An 18305-nucleotide genomic window follows, 5' to 3' on the forward strand; every position below is an offset into this window, starting at 1 on the left:
AAGAAATTACTTCTCTTCTTTCTTAAACTCCTTAAAATCCGCTTTACGAATCATGGCATGAATACCTTTGGTCTTATCCACCACTTGAGACACTTCAAAGTCAGTGGCAGCACTTAAGTAGGCATAGGCAATTTCTTCAGAAATGCCATATTCATTGACCAGAAAACGGATCGCTTCACGGGTGGATTTACGCATGGCTTCATCTAAGTCTTCATCCAGACCCGGCGTGATCCAGAATTCAGCATTTTCAGCCAAAGGCTGTTTAATCTCTGCACCTGGAATTTTATCCTTGCCAGATTTAAGTAAAGTGAATTTTAAAGTCGCACGTGCCGAACCTTCCAAGGCAGTTAAAGCCACCTCACCATCACCTTGTACAAAGTGACTATCACCTGTATAGAACAAAGCACCTGGCACCTGTACAGGATAATAGGCCGTAGCCCCTGCTCCTAATTCATTGATGTCGATATTCCCGCCATAAAATGATGGTGGCACAGAGTGCACAGGCTCACTGGTATTTGGTGCAACGCCCATCGTGCCCATAAACGGATTCAGCGGGAAACGAATCGCTTTACCAGATTCAGTTTTTAAAACGCCTTCCCATACACCATCCGCATTTTTCTCAATTGGGGTAAAAATGGACACGTTGCCATAAGCATCAGGATTGGCTGGAGATGCATGCTCATGTTTCTGACGTTTCGGGAATTCGGGTAAGGTGCCTTTGCCATGACGGTTTGAAATCACGCCATAAGGTACACGCGGTTCAACTTTTAAAATCTCCACCTTTAGAATATCGCCCGGCATTGCCCCTTCTACATAGACAGGCCCGGTAATAATGTGTGGTCCATCTTTATGGAAATCATGTTTCAATTTGGAATTCGTGATCAGCTTGGCTTCATCCAATACATGCTCAGGCTTGACGCCTTTTGATGTGAAATATTTCTCTGCATTGCGGCCTTGATCTTCCAGCAGCCCTTCATGCGAAACTGTATCGAAAGTAACTGTGCTACCTGAAGGGACAGTCAAGACAGGTTTTGCATCTTTATTTGGCAGATAACCCCACGTAATCGTATTTAAGGTACTCGGCACATAATAATGACCTTTATATTCACCACTTTTGAGTAATGTCGGTTTATTTTCCAGCTGTTTCAGTATCTTAAAGTCTTCAGCCCATAGGCTTGTCGAAATAAAACTTAAGCTTGAAGCTACTGCCAGAGATAAAGCCAAAGGTTTTAACATGTGTTCAATTTCCGTCATAAAAAATATTACGAAAGAGTGAAAGCAATCTAAGTGCCAAAATAAGTTTAAGAGGTTTAAAAAATCTTCACTTCATTCAGATTATTGATATAGAGGTAATCGTTTTTATCCCTTTTTAGCCTGAAATTTTTATAATTTTCATACCTTATAAATATAAAAAATCAATTTATATACATACTTTTACAATGTAAAAGAACAAATAAAGCTCTTTGAGAACAGATATTAACACCCAGAATACCTTTAAGGTATCAAAAAATACTTAGAGAGTTTTGGTCGAAATTAGATCAGTATGCCATCCTAAAGAATCTCTTTAACCATTTAAAATTCTTAAGGTTCTCCTGAAGTATGAACATGTATAAGCAGATATCCCTTTGTCTCCCTCTTCTTTTCTGTAGCCAGCTCAGCCTGGCCGACTGGATTGATGATTCTGTACAAGCTGCTGAAGCACACACCATCAAATTACGCCAACATATCCACCAGCATCCTGAACTGGGCAATATGGAATTCAAAACCTCGGAGCTGGTCCAAAAAGAATTAAAATCCTACGGCATTGAAGTACGTAAAGGCTATGCCAAAACTGGTGTAATCGGTGTATTAAAAGGTGCAAAACCCGGCCCTGTGATGGCATTACGCGCAGATATGGATGCATTGCCAATTAAAGAAACTGCAACGGTGCCTTTCGCCAGCAAGCAAAAAGCCATTTATCAAGGTAAAGAATCTTATGTGATGCATGCCTGTGGACATGATGCACATACCGCCATGTTATTGGGTGCAGCCAAAGTGCTGGCCGCCAATAAAGATAAAATTGCGGGGACAGTGGTGTTTGTATTCCAGCCGGCCGAAGAAGGCGGTGCAGATATTGATAACTTCACTCATGGCGATCAGATTGGCTCACGTAAAATGATTGCCGACGGTGCATTAAAAAATCCAAAACCTGAAGTCATTTTCGGGATGCATGTAATGGCAGGTATGCCAAGTGGCAATATCTTCTACAAAGATGGTGCGATTTTAAACAGTGCCGATCATTTACGTATTCAGGTCAATGGTAGTCAGGTGCATGGCTCCATGCCTTGGGCAGGTAAAGACCCAATTTATGCCTCTGCCCAGATGGTCACCAATTTACAAAGCCTGATCAGCCGTAAAGCCGACCTGACCAAAGGAATGGGTGTGGTCAGTATTGGCAGCATTCAGGGCGGCACCACCGGCAACGTCATTCCAGATCAGGTCAATATGGTCGGGACTATTCGCTCCAATAGTGAAGATGTACGTCAGGGCATTTTAAAAGACTTGCCAAAAATGCTGGAACACAATGCCGCAGCCAATGACGTCAAGGTGAAAGTCGAAATTGCACCTTATGCACCAGTGACCACCAATGATAAAACCTTGACTGAATTGATGCGCCCGACATTGGCGAGCGTGCATGGTGAAGATAAATTGCATGTTTTAGACAACAATGCCAGCGCCAGTGAAGGCTTTGCTTATTATGGCCAGCTCATGCCATCGCTCTTCGTGTTTGTCGGTGCCACACCAGCAGATCAGGATCCGGCAAAAGCCGCACCGAACCATAACCCGAATTTCATTGTTGATGATGCGACCCTGAAAACCGGTGTTGAAAGCCATGTCCGTTTTATTCTGGACTATCCAAAAGTGGCTGAGCAGGTTCAGGCCAACTGGAAACAGAAAAATAAAGGCTAATCCTCTGCTACAAAAAATGCGCGGCTCCATGGACTCGCGCATTTTAGTATCTGCTGCTGTTTTATAAATGAGCTGTTAGCTGTTCTATACTTCCTCGATACCACTTCTGTCCAGATTTGACACCTTGTGCCATTGGTCTCAAAACTCACAATGCTAAACTTTGAACCGCTAAATTGCTTGACTTTTGGCAGGAATCCGGCAAATTCTAATCCCTCTCCTGCATCTAAAAACAAGCAAAAATTTCGAAAATCTGCATGGAACAAAACTATGGCGAATCACTTTGAATTCAATATCCGCGTTTATATTGAAGATACTGATGCGGGTGGCATTGTCTATCACGCCAATCATATTCGCTATATGGAACGTACCCGTACCGAATGGTTACGTGCCGCTGGAGTGAGCCATTACTGGCATCAGACAGACTACAACTTTGTGGTGCATAAAATTAATGTCAAATATATGCGTCCGATCCTGATGGATGATTTAATTACTGTTACGGCACGTGTCATTTCATGTAAAGCTTCATCATTTGTATTGCAACAAAATATTTATCGTGGTGAAATCATGCTTGCATCAGGTGAGGTTGAGTTGGCATGTATCAGTGCAGAGATGCGACCACGTCGACTCCCGGATGAAATCCGCGAACTAATTCAAAAAGAATTGGAACAAGACTAAAAAAATTTATTGGCACACGTAACAACTATGGCGACTCAGTTAGAATCATCTCTTCAAGTTTCAGATCTTATTTTACAAGCAAGCCCTGTCGTACAACTGGTGATGCTTTCTCTCCTGTTAGCCTCAATATATAGCTGGTATCTGATTGCCAGGCTCTATATGAGTTATAAAAAAGCCCAGGCCGATGATGAACATTTTCAGAAAATCTTCTGGTCTGGTGCTGAGCTGAATACTCTGTATAACAATGCACAACTCAATTCTAAACGCACTGGCCTTGAAGATATTTTCTATCAGGGTCTGGGCGAGTTCCTGAAACTAAAAAAACGCCATGCGCCGACTGCCCAGTCGATTGAAGGAACAGAGCGTATTCTGCGTGTCGGTTTAAGCCGTGACCAAGGTCATCTGGAACAAGGTCTGGGCGCTTTGGCCAGTATCGGCTCGGTCGCGCCTTATGTCGGTCTATTCGGTACAGTCTGGGGCATTATGAATGCCTTTATTGGCCTAGCCGATGTCGATCAGGTAACGCTAGCAACAGTCGCACCCGGTATTGCCGAAGCCTTGATTGCAACGGCGATCGGTCTGTTCGCAGCTATTCCAGCGGTATTGGCTTTCAACCATTTTACGGCCAAAGGTGAAACGGTCTACTCTGACCGTGCGCTGTTTGCCGAAGAAATGGTAGCGCTATTGCAACGTCAGTCTGTAGGCGTAACTCAGGACAAAGACTAATGGCAATTCAAGGTTCAGGACGCTTTCAGCGTATTAAAAAGCCACTGAAAAGTGACATGAATGTGGTGCCGTATATCGATGTCATGCTGGTACTTCTGGTGATCTTTATGGTCACCGCTCCGATGATTACCAGCGGTATCAAGGTTGACTTGCCTCAGGCCAATGGATTGCCGATCGAATCCAAGGATGCCCCGACCATTGTCACACTCAAAGAAGATGGTTCATATTATCTAGAATATAAAAATCAGGCGACTGGCCCAGTCACACTGGAAGAATTGACGCGTACTCTGGTTGATGCCCAAACCCAGGCGAAAAATGACAACAAGGTGCTCAATGTCGTAATCAATGGCCATAATACCCGTCCTTATGGCGATGTCATGGCCTTGATGTCCAGCCTGCAGGATGCTGGCCTTTCTCAAGTCGGTTTACTGACCAAGCCATTAGAATAAAGTATGAAAGACTATAAAAAGCCACCATTTCAGAAAAAAGCCATCGCACTTGGATTCACCTTAGGTATCCATGCAGTGGCTTTGGTGGGCCTACTTTATCTAGGCATGAGTAACCCCCCTGAACCGCCAAAACAGATTAAAACCGTTCTGATCAAGCCAGAGGACCTCAAACCGGTGACTCGCGAAGAAACCGAATTTGAGGAAGCTGCACATGAAAATGTCGCAGAAGAAATCACTCAAACGGCAGAACCCAGTATAGAACCTGCTCCTGTCATTCCGACAGCAGCCCCTGCTGTACCTGTGACTCCACCTGTGCCAAAAGCAGATACACAAAAAGTCCAGCAGGAACTGAAAGCGGCAGAGGCAGCCCAAGCCAAGGCTGCGCAGCAAGCAGCTGAAGCAGCGAAACGTGCCGAAGCCGCTGAACAGGCGAAACAAGCAGCGGCCAAAGCCAAAGCGGATGCAGCACAAAAATCCAAGGCTGAAGCCGAAGCTGCACGCCAAGCTGAACTGAATGCACAGCGCAAAGCCGATGCTGCACAAAAAGCCAAACTGGAAGCACAGAAAAAAGCCGACCTAGCTGCCAAGCAAAAAGCGGATGCTGCAACAAAAGCCAAAGCAGAGGCTGATGCCAAACGTAAGGCTGAAGCTGCTGCTAAAGCAAAGGCAGATGCGGCAGCAAAAGCCAATAATGATGCAGCGGCGAAACGTAAAGCAGATGCTGATGCGAAAGCTAAAGCCGATGCAGCGGCTAAAGCCAAAGCAGACGCGGCAGCTAAGGCTAAAAATGATGCAGCGGCGAAACGCAAAGCGGATGCTAAAGCTAAAGCCGACGCTGATGCCAAACGCAAGGCAGATGCCGACGCTAAGGCCAAAGCGGATGCAGACGCCAAGCGCAAAGCAGATGCCGAAGCAAAAGCCAGAGCTGATGCAGATGCCAAAGCTTCAGCCGCGAAACAGGCTGCTGAAGAAGCTGCACAGAAAAAAGCGGAATCTAAACGGATTGCCTCTACTGCGAAGCGCGATTTTACCAATAAAGTTAAACAGGCTTGGAATACACCAGTGGGTTCATCTGGTAAAACTGCCAACGCTCGCGTCACGCTAAGTGATAGTGGTTCTGTCATTTCTGTAGTGGTAAGTGCAAGTGATCCCGATATGAAAGCCAGTGTAGAAGCTGCAGTTCGTGCTGCTGCACCTTATCCAATGCCTTCCGATCCAGATGCACGCCGTGAAGCACGAAGCTTTACTTCAACCTTTACTGCGCAATAAAAACGGAGCCATCACATAAATAATGTTGTGATGGCTTTTATTTTTTAAGCTAAACTTCACTTTAAATTGATTAAATAATATTCACTTTTCACAGTGTCATAACAGTTTGGTCATAAATTCATGGTTTTATTCTATTAAATCCATGCGATGATGTAGGCCAAGCACCTATACAATAAATCCGTTGATTTGAGTAAATAACGAATGATGGAAAAGACTCGCAAACATCTACTCTGCCTCGCAATCATTAGCGCTTTAAGCCCTGTATTGGCAACCCAGTCCTATGCCCAATTGCATCTGGAAATTACCAAGGCACCTGAGGCAGCACCTAAAATTGCCGTTGTACCTTTCAGTCAGGATCAGAGCATTTATCCTATTGTGGAAAATGATCTGAATCGTTCTGGCCGCTTTACCAGTGCTTCAAAAAATCTGCCTGCAACAGCGACATTGAATAATCCGAATGCAGAAGCTTGGGCATCGGCTGGTGTTCCCTATGTGGTCACCGGTTCATCCAAGACCACAGCCGATGGTTCTTTTGAAATCCAGTATCAGCTCTATGATGTCGAAAAAAAACAATATCTATTAAATGAATTGCTGACTGTTCCAGCCTCACGCACCCGTCAGGCAGCGCATATGATCAGTGATGCCATCTATCAGGCATTGACCGGCATTCCTGGTGATTTTAGCGGACGTATTGCCTATGTGCTGCGTAATCCTGCTACGCCGGAACAACGCTATACCTTGCAGATTGCCGACACCGATGGCGAACAGCCAAAAACCATTTTGACCTCACGTGATCCAATCCTTTCTCCGGCATGGACACCAGATGCCAAAAAAATCGCTTATGTGTCGTTCGAAACCAAACGCCCAGCGATTTATGTACAGGATCTGGCGACTGGACAACGTGAAAAACTGGCCAGCTTCCGCGGTTTGAATGGCGCGCCGAGCTTCTCTCCAGATGGCAAGAGCATGCTGTTTACTGCTTCTATGCACGGCAATCCGGAAATCTACCAGATGAATCTGGAAACGCGTCAGCTACAACGTATGACCAATGATAGTGCTATTGATACTGAAGCACGTTATTCGCCAGATGGAAAATCTTTTATTTTCACTTCTGACCGTGGCGGTTCTCCACAAATTTACCGCCATGATCTTGAGTCAAGTAGCAATAAACGCCTGACCTTCCGTGGTGCATTCAATGCGCGTGGTACGCTGAGCGCAGATGGTAAAAAACTTGCATTAGTTCATCGTCCAAGCGGCAGTAACTATCGAGTTGCGGTTCAGGATATGACTTCCGGTGTAAACAACATTTTGACACCAACGACGCTGGACGAATCGCCAAGCTTCTCACCAAATGGCCAAATGGTGGTCTATGCCACCCGTGAAGGTGCACGCGGACTCTTGTCGATCATGTCGCTGGATGGTCGTTTCCGTATGAATTTACCAAGTGAAACGGGCGAAGTCCGTGAACCGGCTTGGGCACCAAAATAACATTTTTATATTGATAAACCCTTTACCCCATAATCAAACTTCATGGAGATGAAGATGAACAAAGTAAAATTATTTACCTTGCCACTTTTAGCAGCAGCTGTTGTCATGACAGGTTGTGCGAGCCGTAAGCCTGCCGCTGAAGTTCAAACGGGCGGTTTAGATACGACCGGTACAACAACTGTGAATACTCAAGGTCTGAGTGAAGATGCAGCACTGAATGCACAAAACATGGCAGGCGCTTCTGCAAAAGGCGTTACTGCAGAAAATAAAGCATTCTTGGCAAAACGCATAGTGCATTTTGACTATGACAGTACTGAACTCAGCAATGAAGATCTAAATACATTGCAAGCCCATGCGCAGTTCCTAATGGCCAATGCCAATTCACGTGTAGCCTTAACTGGTCATACAGATGAACGCGGTACTCGTGAATACAACATGGCGCTTGGCGAACGTCGTGCCAAAGCAGTTGAAAGTTTCCTGGTGACGACTGGTGTTAATCCTGGTCAATTGGAAGCAGTCAGCTATGGTAAGGAAATGCCAATCAATGCGGGCCATGACGAAAATGCCTGGAAAGAAAACCGCCGTGTAGAAATTAATTATGAAGCGGTACCACCATTGTTGAAATAATTTTCATTCATGATGGTTTCATTAAATAAAAAGCACTCAATCCTGAGTGCTTTTTATTGGGTTCAATGAACGAATCTGTTTACTCTGGAATCTGGTCTGATTCAGCCGGTTGCATCGATTCGATCAGGTCATGCTTATTGAATTGTTTGTACTCTGGTTTTGCTTCATAATCCCGCCATGCTTCTTTCATTTTGTCTTCAGAGATATCATCTAAAGTAATGCCTTCGCTTGGCGTTGGAGTCGCATCAAACTTCAATGTTGTCATATTTGTGCCCCTATTCTCAATTTTCCCTTGCATTCAACATAGCACTTTCTACAGGAGTTGCAAGGGCAAAATCGATACAAATAATCCAGTTTGATTTTTCTTTTAGTACGTTCTCATCTAAAATATAGCCGCATATCGTTTTGATCATTTTTTCCCGATTTAAGTCTTGGAGTTTCCCCCTATGTCATACCGCACTTTATCCCAGTTTTTACAACAACAAAGCGGGAATCTCACACCTGAGCTTGCACAAGTCATTGAAACGATTGCAAACACTTGTAAAGATATTGATCAGTTACTGCAAAAAGGAGCTTTAGCTGGTGTATTGGGAAGTGCGCAGCATGAAAACGTTCAAGGCGAAGAGCAAAAAAAACTGGATGTCATTTCTAATGACTATCTGATTGATGCTTTGCAACAGCATCCGAATGTCGGTGGTTTGGCCTCGGAAGAACTGGATGAATTCACCCCTGCACAAGAAAATGGTCAATTTCTGGTATTGTTCGATCCACTAGATGGCTCAAGCAATATCGACATCAATATGTGTGTGGGTACTATTTTCTCGATTCTTCCTGCGAAAAATGCCGTGACTCAGGCAGAAGACTTTATGCAGGCGGGTATCAACCAGGTCGCTGCAGGTTATGTATTGTATGGCCCGTCTACCATGATGGCGCTGACTGTAGGTGCAGGAACTGTCTTCTTCACATTCGACCCAGAAACTCAAGAATTCTTGCTGACTTCTAAAGATATTCAAGTCGCTGCAGATACCAAAGAATATGCGATCAATGCCTCAAATCAACGTCATTGGGAAGCACCAGTACAGCGTTATATCGATGAATTATTAGCGGGCAAAACCGGCCCTCGTGAAAAAGACTTCAATATGCGCTGGGTGGCTTGTATGGTGGGCGACATTCACCGTATTCTTTGCCGTAGCGGTATCTTCATGTATCCATACGACCTTAAAGATCCGGCTAAAGCTGGCCGTCTACGTTTAATGTACGAAGCCAACCCAATGAGCATGCTCATGGAACAGGCTGGCGGTGCATCGACTACAGGTCGCGTGCGTATTCTTGAGATCGAACCGATAGATCTACATCAACGTGTACCAGTGATCATTGGTTCTAAAAACGAAGTTGATCTTGTGACCAGCTACCACAACTAATTTTTATAGCGGCAGTCGATATTGAATCGGCTGCCGTGGATTATATCTCCCATGCCAACTTTTTTTCTTGATTCAAAAGACAATCCAAAGATTAAACACTTACGTGGTTTAATTGAACAAAATACCTATCGTAAAAAACAGGGTCAAACGGTTTTAGAAGGCACGCATCTATCTCTCGCCTGGCTCCATGAAAACCGTAAGATTGATTCTATTTTCACCACTGAACATGCACTTTCACATCCTGATTTCGAGAAAATTCTCGCAAAATACACCGGTATGGTCTTTGTTCTAAGCGAGTCTTTATACAAAGATTTAAGCACTTTAGGAACATCTTTAGCCTGTTTAGCTGTGGTCACTCTACCGACAGCAAATTATGCATTGGATTTTAAAGCAGACACTTTGATTCTGGAAAATGTACAGGATCCGGGTAATGTAGGCACCCTGCTTCGCTCTGCTGCTGCTGCCGGTATTGAACAGATTGTGTGTACCAAAGGTTCTGCATCGCTCTGGTCTCCACGCGTATTACGTGCCGGTATGGGTGCACATTTCACACTGCAAACCTTTGAAAATATTGCGCTTGAACAAATTCTTGAGCAATTTCAAATCCCTGTCTATGTGACTAGCTCACATCGCGCTGAAAGCCTGTATTCAAAAGACTTACGTAAACCTTGCGTATGGATTCTGGGCAATGAAGGTCAAGGCGTATCTGATTATGCGATGCAACATGCTGAAGCAGTGAGCATTCCGCAACCCGGTGGTCAGGAATCACTGAATGTCGCAATTGCAGGTTCGATCTGTTTCTTTGAAATGGTACGTCAACGTATCTAATTAGGGATTTAGGTTACAGTGTTTTAATACGACCCTGCCCGTGTATAAAATAGATTAAACTACAAAAATAATAAACTTAATTGTCAACCAAACCAGAATTCCCAACGTTATATGATTATGAACTTGGGAATAATGGTGGGTGTCCAATGACAGGATTTTCCATCTCTATGGATTTAGCACCAAAACAGCTGCAAACACATGATGTAAGTATTCTGAAGAGTACGGCTGAAGCACGTCTGAAGAATTTCATGCAGGATGTGACTGGGCGTGCTTTGGTGATGATGGAAAGTGCAACTCAAGGTCATCATGGTATTGCCATGGATCTGGTTCAGGAAGCTTTCATTTCCTTACACAAATCCTATGCAGAAAAAAGCACTGAAGAATGGTATCCCCTATTTTATACCATTCTCAACAACAAGTTACAGGACTGGCGCCGTAAAGAGTCACGGCGTGGTCAAATATTCTCATTTTTCAAAAAAGTCAGTCTCGATGACGACGAAATTGAATTCGATGATGTCGTCGATGAATCAACACCAACGCCTCTGGACTTTCTCGATCAGGCAGTTACTGCTGAAGAAATCCAGGAAGCGATTGCAAAATTGCCTGTGCGTCAGCAGCAGGCATTTATGCTCAGAGCCTGGGAAGGATTTGATACGCATACCACCGCACAAATTATGAACTGCACAGAAGGCAGTGTAAAAACCCATTATCACCGTGCTATCCAAGGTTTACGCGCCTCCTTAGCACATTTAAATCCATATCTGGGAGGGTCATCCGAATGAATCAAGATGATTTCTTAAAACAAGTAACTTCCAAACTTGATGGACTGGCACAACAACATAAAGACAAACCTGTTGTCATGCACCATGTTCTTGAAGAAATTCAGGATTCAAAACATTCACGCTTTGCATTTCTAAAAATGTCTGGCTTTGCTTTGGCAGCTGCGATTGCAGGCGTTGTGGTATTACCGAATCTTTCGGACCATAACGAGCCGCAAACTCAAATGGTGTCAGTCCCAAAACTGTCTCCGCAAATGCTTGAAGATTTAGAAATGTTAATGGTTTTAGGTGAGGACAAAGTTCCACATGGCAGCTAAAAAATTGGCGATTGCTTTTTGTGCATTCAGTTTTCTGCAAACCAGCTTTGCAGGATTTGAACGTTTTTGGCTATTTTCCAAGGATGCGAATACCCAAGTAACTGATACTTGGGATAGTCTCTCTGATTCTGAACAATTAGCACTGATTAAACGTTACCAATCTCTAAAAGAAATTCCCGAACAACAAAGTGTCAGCTTACAGCAGCGTATGGACTGGTTTACCCAACTCCCTGATGCGGAAAAACAGAGAATGCGTGAGACTTGGCAAATGATGAGCAGTCAGGAACGCAAAGAACTGGGCGCACGTATGCAAAAAGCATCTCCTGAGCAACGCCTTGCCATTCGCGAAGAATACATTCTCAAATATCAGCAAGTGACTCAACAGCCTAACTCGCATTAAACACTTAATATAAAAAGCCTCCATATGGAGGCTTTTTATATTTATCATATTTTATTTTCTTAAGCGGCGATAACCTGCAAGTCCTAATAATCCCAGAAGTCCCCAAATACCAACTCCCCCTCCACCACTTGAGGAAGTATTCGTATTTTTAACTGTATTACGCAACAAGATTACTGCTGTTTCTGACATTTTTTCATCAGCATCAAAAATTGTATACTCCATGCTGTAATCGGCTTGGCTTAGATTATTCTTCACACTAAATGTCAGCTGCCCACCATAACAGGTTTCTCGTTCATAAGTATCAGGACAAGCTCCTTGTCGCTCTGCCTTCAGCGAAACTCCCGCAGGAAGCTTAACAATACGAATCGGAATCTCTTTTCCATCTTTGTCCTGATAAAAAACTGATTTACCGGATGGCAGCGGCCCATCCCCGTCATCGCTATCATTTTCGAGCGGATTTACATTCACGGTAAGATTATTCTCTGGACTAATCCGGTATTCATCATCTTTTGCGATAGGTGCAATGTTTTTAAAAGCCGCTCTCAAGAGTCCTAAACTGCTCGCACCTGTCGCCTTGTCTTTCAGCGTATAAGTACAGAACTCCATATCAATGAGGCTGGTTTCTTTACCATCTGTGCGATACATCATGATCCGGTTTAAATCAGGTTTCCACTCACATTTAAGATTTGGATCATTTGGGTTTCCCTCTACACTGGTTGAATTACCTGTACCAATTAACTTACCAACACCCAAAGTTTTTACACTTACGTCATAATTTTTTGAGTTAAATACTTTAGTTTGAACTGTATTTCCGGACAGTGTTTCTTGAGGCATGGCTAAGACAAAGGGATTAATATAAATTGCACGGTATTGCTGATATTGCTTGGTATATTTCAGCAGATCTTCGTATTCTTTTAATTCTTCCTTTAAGCCAGGCAGCTCATCTACCGGGGTATTTTTATCCGCAATAATTCTTTCAATATCATCTATATTTTCTTGATAAAAGGCATTTAACCCCACCAAGTTGTTATTGTTCAGATCCGTAATATCTGCTGCAGTCAGACGTCGAATTTCAACTGAACCAATTTCGCAGGTGTTTTTTGCATCTGGATTCAATGTCAAGGTTGATCCAATCACACGATCAATCACACGTTGATCTCGATCACTACAACCACTAACTCCGATATCGACTAAATCTGTTGTCGTCTGATTATCTCGTGGGTAATACATGCCTAGAAAACGGTTATCAATAGCAGGTTCAAGATAATGTGTTAACAAACTGCTGATCGCACTGTTAGAAACATCCAGATTAGTTGACGTGACATCCTCTTTTAATGCCGGCAACACACAACGCGAAGGTCCAGTATTTGCAATTGCATTTCGATTTGTAGAGGATTCAACACGTTGTTCCGTAGTCGGATTTCCATCATTTAAGGCATATTCACAAGATAACCCCTGATTAAAGGCTAAGATGTTAAAATTTAAATACTTATAACCAGTATTGTCATAAAATAAGGTGGATTGAGCTGTATTTTCAACAATAGTATTACTCAATGCCGTTAAGCTAGAGAATGTACTGAGTGGACGATTCGCTTGATTCGTCATGCGTACAATATGTCCTGTGGTACTTGCAGTATTCTTCGCAATGGTAGAATTAACAATTTCTACTGTGGCATAGCCACAAAAATCAATAATACTGTTAGTAAGATCTGAACCATTTTTAACAATACTACTGGAATTAATTTTCACATTGGTTTGAGTTGTACCTAAATTTCCCTGACAGTCCATCGCCAGAACGCTACCATATGAACTCGCCTGATTTTTTTGAATCAAAGAATCCTGAATGATAATATTCCTTTCTGTATTCATCGCTACGCTATAAATAGCCCCACCTTCTGCATCGGCTCTGGAATTGACTATTTCACTGGTATTAATACTTAAAGGTCCTGCTACATAGAAAGTACCACCATTGCCTTTATCCAGACTGTTTGTTGCTGCATAACCATCCTTTAAGATCAGATGATGAATGTCTAGACTGGATTGACTGGCAATACTGTTAAAAATACGGGTTTTCCCCTGACCCGAAATCGTGGTTTTTAAAGCTTCTCGGGTTGGATATAAATTCGTAATCGGACTACGACTGGTATAACTAAGTGGTGTTTTTCCATAAATTTTGAGTGCAGATTCTACGATCAACTCTCCATCCAGTTTGTATTCGCCTGCTTCAAGCTGGATGACATCTGGTGCTGAGCCATCTAATCGAAGTGTACGTCCTACATTACATCCACCATAAGATTTATCCAGTTTTGCAGTCCTAATGGCTTCTCGCAAAGAACAGGCATTATTATTCTCGCCATCTTCATCCACAAAAGTAGTGACATATATCGTTTTATCTTCGGCTGCCATTAAACTCATGGCAGATAAAATCATGGCCGCAAGCAGTCCTTTTTTATAATTTTTCATGATTTATCCTTAATCTTTTAATCCACGGCGTAAACCTATTAACCCGAGTAAAATCAGTAATCCACCATATCCTAATGAGCCACCTGAAGTTTTGACTGCTTTGTCTTCCATTTCATTTTTTGGTTCCTGAACAATCTGAGTAGTAATAGCCATATAAGGTTTACTTTTATTAAATCGTGTAGATGAGGTCACCACTTGTAGTTCGAAAATATCTGCTCCATGCCAGGTAGAATCCGGGGTATAAACGACATTGCCATGAATATCGATGACTGTTTTACCCTTGGAAGCTGTTTTGGTTTGTACTACTTTCAAACAACCATCTTGCCAAGGCTCACCCGTCGGATTCTGACCAACAATGGCATTACACTGTTCTTTTGGAATTAAATCACTATCTCCCAGATAAGATTCAATTGAAAACTTGGCATTTTCACCCTTTAACAGGTCTTGTCCCACCAGACTACCCGAAGTCGGGATCGTGATTTCAACTGCACCTCGATCACAAAACAGGTTATCCATCAAACGGTTGATCCCACGCTGATCTGCTGCCTCACATGTTACCGTTGGATTTGCCAGATTCAATCCTGTGCCTCTATTCACAATTGGCGATTCATTCACAAGCATATAGTTCAACAAAATTCGTGGGCGCATATAACCGAGAAATTGTCCTTTAGGAACGCTGTATGGACAAAGTATGGCATTATTATTTTCTTCTAGGGTCTGACAAGCACCTTCACTTTTATCTGAGGATTCAGCAAAAAGTCGTGTACCACTCCAGAACTGATTTGGTGCGACTGTATCCCCTACACCACAGGAGGCTGTCAGCAGATTATTTTGCGACAAAGTCTTGTCACCAGTGATAATTTGGCAATCCTGTGTACCATTTCTTAAAATAATACTATTCGCTACATAAGCTCTGCCATACGGCGCATGGATACGTAAAGCAGTATTTTCATTATCAACCATGGTGAGATTATTCAATCCCATCCCGTCCATGACATTAATAAGTACACCCTTATTTTTTAGTATCGTACTACTTAATACCTCCCCACTAATACCTTGATCTTTACTGGAGTCAGCAAACTGTCCCGCGCTATAAATATTGGTTGCTGAATTATCCAGTGTCTGGTTATTTTTAAGTACACTTTGCAAAATAAGGAAATCAGGTAGCTCGCTATACAGGATCGCGCCTCGTTGGGCTTTGTTATTTTCGATCAGACTATTTTTAATTTCTGCACGGCTTGTTAAGTTCTGACCAAACTTGCCAGCATTATAAATTGCCCCACCCAAGTTGGCAGCAGCATTAAATAGACGGTTATATTCTAGATTTAGCTGACCTTTATTATAAATTAGGCCACCTTGTTCAGCACAACTGGTTTTACCACAGCCTTCGAGATCCAGTTCTTTCAAATTTAACTGAACCAGTGTATCTGTACTATTGATCCGAAAAAGATTATCGGTACCTTTCATTTGAATATGGGCATTATGCAAGCCTAATGCTTTTTCATCCGTACTGAATTCGCTATCACTTTCTGCGACCGAACGGATGGTAAGAGATTTTTTAATCGCGATATGCTGGTTCAACACATAGGTATTTTTTTCTTTTAAAATAATGGTACTGGATGAGTTCTCCCCACCACAGCCCATAAAACCTGCTTTAGCTAAGCCACGGTTAACATACTCAACAGCTTCTCGAAGTGAACATTCCTTGTCATCTTTTTCAATATCTTCTGTAGTGGTTACAATAATATCTGCACTATACGACTGCCCCGCTATACATAGCAAAGCTATGCCTATGCTCTTCTTGAGCATAACCTTCTCCTTAATTTTTATTTCTTTCTTTTTCTTCTAAAGTTGCAGAATCCTTGCAACAGAGAATTATTTTGCCTTACTGTGGCATAGACTGAGTAATTACTCAAGATTTTTTATGATTTACCGATATTCGTCAATCAAGGCATATATCTGCCGCAGATTGGCATTGCTGACTTTCAGCTTTTCTCCTTTAAGTAATTGAATAATCTGCTCTAATCTTTGAAGCAGCACTGAAGTTTGATGTGGTCCATGGCTTAGTAAATAGTCAAATATTTGAGGGTCTAAATGGATCCCACGACGATCGAGTACCGAGGAAACCAGCGCATAGCGATCAGCATACAGGCTACCACTCGGAACACGAGTACTGACCGCCTGCGTGAGACGAGATTGTAAATCTGGCAATTCAAGTTTGAGTTCTATAGGTGCAAAACGTGACGAAAACACCAACTGTCCACCACCTTCATTATTATAATTAATCAAGTGAAAGACGGCGCGTTGCCAATGAGGTACGCCGCTAATTGCTTCGATATCATCAAGTGCCACCAGATCAAAACGATCCAGAGAAGTAATCGCCTCAGTCGGTGCATCTAAAAGCTCAAGCAAAGATACCTGAATTGCAGATTTACCCACTTCAAGATAAGAGTCACAGATGGCAGACAATAAATGACTTTTACCTGTCCCGGCTCCACCATAGACATAAAAGCGGTTGATCAGGCTTGCATGTAATTGACGGACAGCATCAATGACATGCCCCCAACCCGGCCCTGAAAAATCACTGATTCGGGCATCGAGCTGAGGTTCTATATCTAACTGCAATTGACGCATATGATTTTTTGGCCTTATGAGTCTTTACGATGAGGATCGTGAATTTTACTTGAGTTATCCTCTGCTTGCAGCGGTTTTTTCTGTGGCTTTTTCATTTCAATATCAACATCTAAATCTGCTGTTTCAATGTTGATTGAACCGGTAGAGGCATCTTGCATGACAACAGCCCGATCACCATAAAATGGCGTATGTTCATAATACTCACGGATATGCCGCAGTAGTACCACAATCACGGCTGCCACCGGTAAGGCAATCAGCATGCCCAAGAAACCGGCCAGTTGCGCACCTGCCAGAACTGCAAATACTACAGCTACAGGAGAAAGACCGATTTTATCACCCAACAGGAATGGTTGTAGAATATAGCCTTCGACTGCCTGCCCGACCATAAAGACAATCCCGACCAATACCAGTTGCCACCAGTCGATTCCAAATTGGAAAAAGGTTGCAATGACTGCGGCAATAATTCCAACCGCAAAACCAAGATACGGAATGATACTGCACAATCCGGCAATCATCCCGATGATCAAGCCAATCTCTAGGCCAATGAGTTGGAGTCCCACTGCATAAACCACGCCCAGCAGAAGCATGACCAGGAACTGACCTTTGACAAAGGCACCTAAGACACTATGACATTCACTCACAATATTTAAGGTTGTTTTTTCATAAGGACGGGGAATTAGACGACGTAAGCTGTCCAGCATACGATCCCAATCCAGCAAGAAATAAAAGGCAATAATCGGAATCAGGACAATCGTGCCACCAATCTGGATAAAGTTCAGACCAGATTGTGCCAGTTTCAGCAGCATTGCCTGAATACTGTCCGCACTATAATTGGTCTGAACATAGTCCATTACTACTGAGGAAATCTGATCGGTATCGATTTCCATCGGGACCAGATTAAAGCTATCGGAAAGCCAAGGTAGGAACGTGTAATTGATCCAGTGAATCCCGGCCGGAATGCTATCACGCGCATACATTAGCTGCTGCCAGACCAGTGGCACCAGATACCACATCACCAATGTAACCACGATCCCAATTCCGATAAATACAATACTGATCGAGAGCCATCGAGCCAGCCCAATGCGGTGTAAAACATCAACCAAGGGGCTAAATAAATAAGCAATTAGAAAAGCTGCCACAAAAGGAACCACAACTGGTTTAAGCAGATATAAAACCCAAAGTATCAATGCTATACCAGCAAGTATAAGAATGCGCCGTAAAGTACGATCGACCATAGAATCTTGCCTTTTCTCTATTAATCATTCTAAAAATTAAAATAT

At 43.0% G+C, this 18305-nt stretch carries 18 protein-coding genes; 12 read left to right on the top strand and 6 right to left on the bottom strand.

The features are described from left to right. Window positions 1-6: 6 nt before the first annotated feature. Window positions 7-1236 carry an acetamidase/formamidase family protein gene (locus PV763_RS10780; protein ID WP_121979862.1) on the bottom strand — a complete coding sequence of 410 codons (1230 nt, stop codon included), beginning with the start codon at window positions 1234-1236 and terminating at the stop codon, window positions 7-9. Between the two features lie 369 nt (window positions 1237-1605). Here PV763_RS10780 and PV763_RS10785 point away from each other — a divergent pair, with 369 nt between their 5' ends. From PV763_RS10785 to pal, 7 genes are all read left to right on the top strand, one after another. After that, the gene (locus PV763_RS10785) at window positions 1606-2949 is read left to right on the top strand and encodes an amidohydrolase (RefSeq protein WP_420937814.1); all 1344 of its coding nucleotides are present in this window, start codon (window positions 1606-1608) and stop codon (window positions 2947-2949) included. A gap of 267 nt (window positions 2950-3216) precedes the next feature. Next, window positions 3217-3624 carry a tol-pal system-associated acyl-CoA thioesterase gene (ybgC, locus tag PV763_RS10790; RefSeq protein ID WP_004645668.1) on the top strand — a complete coding sequence of 136 codons (408 nt, stop codon included), beginning with the start codon at window positions 3217-3219 and terminating at the stop codon, window positions 3622-3624. A 27-nt stretch (window positions 3625-3651) separates the two neighbouring features. Then, complete coding sequence (gene tolQ, locus PV763_RS10795) at window positions 3652-4350, top strand: protein TolQ (RefSeq protein ID WP_004645669.1); 699 nt, start codon at window positions 3652-3654, stop codon at window positions 4348-4350. Continuing rightward, window positions 4350-4799 (top strand): protein TolR, encoded by a 450-nt coding sequence (gene tolR / locus PV763_RS10800; RefSeq protein WP_420937815.1) that lies wholly within the window; start codon window positions 4350-4352, stop codon window positions 4797-4799. Before tolQ ends, tolR begins: the two co-directional genes overlap by 1 nt. Before the next feature lie 3 nt (window positions 4800-4802). Then, a complete protein-coding gene (gene tolA / locus PV763_RS10805) occupies window positions 4803-6068 on the top strand; it encodes a cell envelope integrity protein TolA (RefSeq protein WP_420937816.1) in 1266 nt (421 codons plus the stop codon). A 204-nt stretch (window positions 6069-6272) separates the two neighbouring features. After that, window positions 6273-7556: a Tol-Pal system beta propeller repeat protein TolB gene (tolB, locus tag PV763_RS10810; RefSeq protein WP_171056997.1), complete on the top strand. Its 1284-nt coding sequence runs from the start codon at window positions 6273-6275 to the stop codon at window positions 7554-7556. A 54-nt stretch (window positions 7557-7610) separates the two neighbouring features. Beyond that, on the top strand, window positions 7611-8183 hold the full coding sequence (pal, locus tag PV763_RS10815) for a peptidoglycan-associated lipoprotein Pal (protein ID WP_420937817.1): 573 nt from the start codon (window positions 7611-7613) through the stop codon (window positions 8181-8183). 79 nt (window positions 8184-8262) lie between these two features. On the opposite strand, the gene PV763_RS10820 is transcribed toward pal, so the two are convergent. After that, on the bottom strand, window positions 8263-8448 hold the full coding sequence (locus PV763_RS10820) for an NF038105 family protein (RefSeq protein WP_420937818.1): 186 nt from the start codon (window positions 8446-8448) through the stop codon (window positions 8263-8265). Window positions 8449-8629: 181 nt separating this feature from the next. Between PV763_RS10820 and PV763_RS10825 the strand changes: the two genes are divergently transcribed. The 5 genes from PV763_RS10825 (at window position 8630) to PV763_RS10845 (ending at window position 11928) form a co-directional block, all read left to right on the top strand. Continuing rightward, window positions 8630-9604: a class 1 fructose-bisphosphatase gene (locus PV763_RS10825; protein ID WP_420937819.1), complete on the top strand. Its 975-nt coding sequence runs from the start codon at window positions 8630-8632 to the stop codon at window positions 9602-9604. Window positions 9605-9655: 51 nt separating this feature from the next. Next, the gene (locus tag PV763_RS10830) at window positions 9656-10432 is read left to right on the top strand and encodes a TrmH family RNA methyltransferase (protein ID WP_004279118.1); all 777 of its coding nucleotides are present in this window, start codon (window positions 9656-9658) and stop codon (window positions 10430-10432) included. A 167-nt stretch (window positions 10433-10599) separates the two neighbouring features. Next, on the top strand, window positions 10600-11214 hold the full coding sequence (locus PV763_RS10835) for an RNA polymerase sigma factor (protein WP_129717051.1): 615 nt from the start codon (window positions 10600-10602) through the stop codon (window positions 11212-11214). Next, window positions 11211-11528, top strand: a complete 318-nt coding sequence (locus tag PV763_RS10840) for a hypothetical protein (protein WP_004645680.1) — start codon at window positions 11211-11213, stop codon at window positions 11526-11528. The genes PV763_RS10835 and PV763_RS10840 overlap by 4 nt, the downstream gene beginning before the upstream one ends. Beyond that, a complete protein-coding gene (locus PV763_RS10845; RefSeq protein ID WP_420937820.1) occupies window positions 11518-11928 on the top strand; it encodes a DUF3106 domain-containing protein in 411 nt (136 codons plus the stop codon). Before PV763_RS10840 ends, PV763_RS10845 begins: the two co-directional genes overlap by 11 nt. Window positions 11929-11979: 51 nt before the next feature. Here PV763_RS10845 and PV763_RS10850 read toward each other — a convergent pair whose 3' ends face one another. From PV763_RS10850 to cxpE, 4 genes are all read right to left on the bottom strand, one after another. Beyond that, on the bottom strand, window positions 11980-14391 hold the full coding sequence (locus PV763_RS10850) for a CSLREA domain-containing protein (RefSeq protein WP_420937821.1): 2412 nt from the start codon (window positions 14389-14391) through the stop codon (window positions 11980-11982). Window positions 14392-14400: 9 nt separating this feature from the next. Continuing rightward, entirely contained in the window at window positions 14401-16200 is a 1800-nt protein-coding gene (rbtA, locus tag PV763_RS10855; protein WP_420937822.1) for a rhombotarget A, read from the bottom strand. Window positions 16201-16320: 120 nt separating this feature from the next. After that, entirely contained in the window at window positions 16321-17025 is a 705-nt protein-coding gene (gene hda, locus PV763_RS10860; RefSeq protein ID WP_278357081.1) for a DnaA regulatory inactivator Hda, read from the bottom strand. A gap of 14 nt (window positions 17026-17039) precedes the next feature. Beyond that, the gene (cxpE, locus tag PV763_RS10865; protein WP_420937823.1) at window positions 17040-18260 is read right to left on the bottom strand and encodes a chloramphenicol efflux transporter CxpE; all 1221 of its coding nucleotides are present in this window, start codon (window positions 18258-18260) and stop codon (window positions 17040-17042) included. Window positions 18261-18305 lie beyond the last annotated feature (45 nt).

The organism is Acinetobacter sp. AS5, from assembly GCF_048957595.1.
Classification (GTDB): Bacteria; Pseudomonadota; Gammaproteobacteria; order Pseudomonadales; family Moraxellaceae; genus Acinetobacter.

Coding starts and splice junctions, on each gene's coding strand:
- rbtA (WP_420937822.1), bottom strand. CDS start 16,200: ATGCTCAAGAAGAGCATAGGCATAGCTTTGCTATGTATAGCGGGGCAG.
- PV763_RS10835 (WP_129717051.1), top strand. CDS start 10,600: ATGGATTTAGCACCAAAACAGCTGCAAACACATGATGTAAGTATTCTG.
- cxpE (WP_420937823.1), bottom strand. CDS start 18,260: ATGGTCGATCGTACTTTACGGCGCATTCTTATACTTGCTGGTATAGCA.
- PV763_RS10820 (WP_420937818.1), bottom strand. CDS start 8,448: ATGACAACATTGAAGTTTGATGCGACTCCAACGCCAAGCGAAGGCATT.
- PV763_RS10785 (WP_420937814.1), top strand. CDS start 1,606: ATGTATAAGCAGATATCCCTTTGTCTCCCTCTTCTTTTCTGTAGCCAG.
- hda (WP_278357081.1), bottom strand. CDS start 17,025: ATGCGTCAATTGCAGTTAGATATAGAACCTCAGCTCGATGCCCGAATC.
- tolA (WP_420937816.1), top strand. CDS start 4,803: ATGAAAGACTATAAAAAGCCACCATTTCAGAAAAAAGCCATCGCACTT.
- PV763_RS10830 (WP_004279118.1), top strand. CDS start 9,656: ATGCCAACTTTTTTTCTTGATTCAAAAGACAATCCAAAGATTAAACAC.
- PV763_RS10780 (WP_121979862.1), bottom strand. CDS start 1,236: ATGTTAAAACCTTTGGCTTTATCTCTGGCAGTAGCTTCAAGCTTAAGT.
- tolR (WP_420937815.1), top strand. CDS start 4,350: ATGGCAATTCAAGGTTCAGGACGCTTTCAGCGTATTAAAAAGCCACTG.
- PV763_RS10825 (WP_420937819.1), top strand. CDS start 8,630: ATGTCATACCGCACTTTATCCCAGTTTTTACAACAACAAAGCGGGAAT.
- pal (WP_420937817.1), top strand. CDS start 7,611: ATGAACAAAGTAAAATTATTTACCTTGCCACTTTTAGCAGCAGCTGTT.
- PV763_RS10850 (WP_420937821.1), bottom strand. CDS start 14,391: ATGAAAAATTATAAAAAAGGACTGCTTGCGGCCATGATTTTATCTGCC.
- PV763_RS10840 (WP_004645680.1), top strand. CDS start 11,211: ATGAATCAAGATGATTTCTTAAAACAAGTAACTTCCAAACTTGATGGA.
- tolB (WP_171056997.1), top strand. CDS start 6,273: ATGGAAAAGACTCGCAAACATCTACTCTGCCTCGCAATCATTAGCGCT.
- PV763_RS10845 (WP_420937820.1), top strand. CDS start 11,518: ATGGCAGCTAAAAAATTGGCGATTGCTTTTTGTGCATTCAGTTTTCTG.
- tolQ (WP_004645669.1), top strand. CDS start 3,652: ATGGCGACTCAGTTAGAATCATCTCTTCAAGTTTCAGATCTTATTTTA.
- ybgC (WP_004645668.1), top strand. CDS start 3,217: ATGGCGAATCACTTTGAATTCAATATCCGCGTTTATATTGAAGATACT.